The organism is Bacillus sp. AP50, assembly GCF_040492675.1.
GTDB classification, from domain to species: Bacteria; Bacillota; Bacilli; order Bacillales; family Bacillaceae_G; genus Bacillus_A; species Bacillus_A cereus.
This window is the reverse complement of the sequence record NZ_JBEUTW010000090.1, coordinates 1-2,710: the sequence shown is the minus strand read 5'-3', so window position 1 is coordinate 2,710 and position 2,710 is coordinate 1. Positions and strand designations below refer to the sequence as shown.

Sequence of the window (2,710 nt, the reverse complement as noted above, 5' to 3'; positions counted from 1 at the left end):
AGATAATACTAGTAACAATATTAATAATAATACCAAAGAAAAAAAGTTCGATTGTGTACCTTGTAAAAAACCAGAAAATCTTTCGAAAAATGAAACAAATAAATTTGCTGACGAACAAATTTTGGACAAAGTAAAAAAACAATTAACTGATCTTAAACAAAACAAATTAAGTATTTATTCCACAGCAGATTTTGAATGGAAAGAAGCTGTTAAAGTCGATTATAAAGAGAATAAAACATCGGCTATCATAATTCCTTCAAAAGAAAACCCTAAATCTAATGATACAAAACAATATCTAACTGTAGGATTTAACGAATCTGAAAGTAAGTTTGCAGACCCTACATTTTTAGAGTTGAAAACACCAAATAATGGTGATACGATTCTTTTAACAGTAAAAACATTAGATGGTGAAAATGTAGGGACTTTAGACCTAAATTCAAAAGATGGAAAACTTAATCAGATGAAATTATTCACTGATGGAAAAAGTGAATCAATCTTAAAAGAAAACAATGCAAAAGCAGGTTACTGGGAAGATGTTCAACGTTGTATTAAAAACAACTGGAAAACTATGCCTCAATGGGCTAAATGGGCTTGCGAAGGTGCATGTGGAGGATGTTTATTTGCTAGTCCATATGCATGTGGTGGTTGTCTTGGATGTCTAGCTGGTTACGCAATTGGTTGCGCTGCTAGTCAAATATAAAAAGAAGGGTGTGATTCCTCAAATGGAAATGTCTAAAGGAATACTGTTTTATAGACTAACATTGATTATTGCTTGTTTCGCAGTAGTTGCCTTCACATATCCATCTGAATTCTCTAAATTCGCATTAATCGCAGGTATTGTTGGTATTTTTATTACACTAGATAAAATAATAGCAAAAGATAACAAAAAAAGAGTTTATCTCCTCGTATCATTACTCTTTTTAATCGGATTTGCTATAACCTTCTACTACACATTCTTATAAAAATACTTCACAATAGGCGATACTTCAAAAAAAAGAATCCTGATCTTTAAAGGATTCTTTTTTTTGCCCTCCTTCTCTTTTCCCCCCTTAACAAACCAGATTAGCTAGCCAAAACAGGATATGCGAGGGGTAGGGGGCAAAGCTGGGGTGTGGAAAGCCTTTTGACTATGTGTAATTATTTCACTGCCTCTTTAAATTCTTTTCCAGCTTTAAAAGCAGGTGCTTTTGAAGCCGCGATTTGCATTTCTTCACCTGTTTGTGGGTTACGTCCTGTACGTGCAGATCTTTCACGTACTTCAAATGTACCAAAACCAAGAATCTGTACTTTCTCTCCAGTTGCTAACGCATTTGTTATTGTATCTAATAATGCTTGTGTTGCTGCTGCAGCATCTTTTTGTGTAAGTTCAGCTTTTTCTGCTACTACTTTTGTTAATTCAGTTTTATTCATTTTCTGCACCTCTTCATATGTAATTAGGTGACTATTATAACGTGTGTGTATTCATGACGCAATTATACTGTACTTAGAAAAGGCCATAGCAAGAGCAAGAGGACAATGTCTGTGTAAAAGGCATAAGGAGGATATTAATTATCGCTTTAAACTCTGTTCATATTTCTTTACATCTTCCAGAGTTTTAAATGTTAACACATCAAAAACTCCTTTTTCATTCCCACATACAACAACAAAACCATCTGTTGCTTCCAGAACTCTACCGACGCCACCATCTGTAAGTGAAATATTGGTGAGATGTTTTACGTTCAGTTTTTCTTCTTTTTGAATGTAAGTAGTTATGGGTGTTCCTACAGGAAATGCGTCTTTGATCTCTTTTGTTGTATATGTGCCATCATCTATTGATTGAGTTTTAGTTGTAATAGATTCAGTTTGAGTGGCACATCCTGTTGAACATATTAAAAGAATGCCTGTAATCATACTTACACAAGCTGTTTTTATCATTCACAAAATCCTCCTATAACTGTTCGTATCGTCAACCTATTTAGGGTAACAAATTATATATACGAAGTTTGTTGGTTTATGTGAGTCGTAAATCAACAAAGATACAGGTATTTTGGCAGAATGTGTTTCAAACAAAAGAAAAGACACCCTAAGGTATCCAATTATTATTTTACCACATTAAGTAATTTTGGTTGTTGAGAAATATAATTCAAATTTATATTTTGTTTATTGTTGTTTCGTTAGCTTTTGTAGTGGATTCTTCAATCTGTTCAGGTTTAATTTTAATTTCAGGGGTTATTGCTATCTTGCTACTCGGGCGCATCCGTTTTTATTTCTTGTCTGCGGACTAATTTTCCTTTATGAACTGTATTTTGACGAAGAATTAGTAATTCTCGGTGTTTTCGCTTTTCTTTCTAGGTGTTTAAGTAAATTGAAAAGAAGTATTTTTTTGACAGATTCGTGATGCGAAGCATCCAGGAGTCCGAGATCCCACAAGGGAAAAATGCTCTTAAAGAACATTCACTCGGCTTTGCCGATCTTGGTTTTGGGGGCTCCGTGAGAAGCCTGCTTGGGAAGTGCTGTAATGAGATTATTTGATTTATGTGTGACTTTTAAGTTTAACTCCCTGTATAAATGTGTGAAAGATATCTTTGGAAAGGGGGGGTTAGCGAAATTGATTTTTATTAATACAGTGTATAATTCGACTATGAAATAATTTAAGTTTTGTATATTATATAATCTTAACATTATGTTTAATGGTAAAATAGGTTAGTAAATATATTGAGGAGGTTATACG

General features: G+C 33.5%; 4 protein-coding genes. 2 read left to right on the top strand and 2 right to left on the bottom strand.

What is annotated here, in order from left to right; translation table 11 throughout:
- Together ABWK52_RS08360 and ABWK52_RS08355 are read left to right on the top strand one after the other, a co-directional pair.
- Positions 1–700 (top strand): hypothetical protein (locus tag ABWK52_RS08360; RefSeq protein WP_353771916.1); only part of this gene is annotated, 700 nt, incomplete at its 5' end.
- Positions 701–722: 22 nt separating this feature from the next.
- On the top strand, positions 723–962 hold the full coding sequence (locus ABWK52_RS08355; RefSeq protein ID WP_002001785.1) for a hypothetical protein: 240 nt from the start codon (positions 723–725) through the stop codon (positions 960–962).
- A 175-nt stretch (positions 963–1,137) separates the two neighbouring features.
- On the opposite strand, the gene ABWK52_RS08350 is transcribed toward ABWK52_RS08355, so the two are convergent.
- Positions 1,138–1,410: an HU family DNA-binding protein gene (locus tag ABWK52_RS08350; protein WP_001043942.1), complete on the bottom strand. Its 273-nt coding sequence runs from the start codon at positions 1,408–1,410 to the stop codon at positions 1,138–1,140.
- 138 nt (positions 1,411–1,548) lie between these two features.
- The gene (locus tag ABWK52_RS08345) at positions 1,549–1,914 is read right to left on the bottom strand and encodes a hypothetical protein (protein ID WP_098446788.1); all 366 of its coding nucleotides are present in this window, start codon (positions 1,912–1,914) and stop codon (positions 1,549–1,551) included.
- Positions 1,915–2,710 lie beyond the last annotated feature (796 nt).

Excerpts from the sequence above, each read along its gene's own strand:
- ABWK52_RS08355 (WP_002001785.1), top strand. The coding sequence starts at position 723 with ATGGAAATGTCTAAAGGAATACTGTTTTATAGACTAACATTGATTATT.
- ABWK52_RS08350 (WP_001043942.1), bottom strand. The coding sequence starts at position 1,410 with ATGAATAAAACTGAATTAACAAAAGTAGTAGCAGAAAAAGCTGAACTT.
- ABWK52_RS08345 (WP_098446788.1), bottom strand. The coding sequence starts at position 1,914 with ATGATAAAAACAGCTTGTGTAAGTATGATTACAGGCATTCTTTTAATA.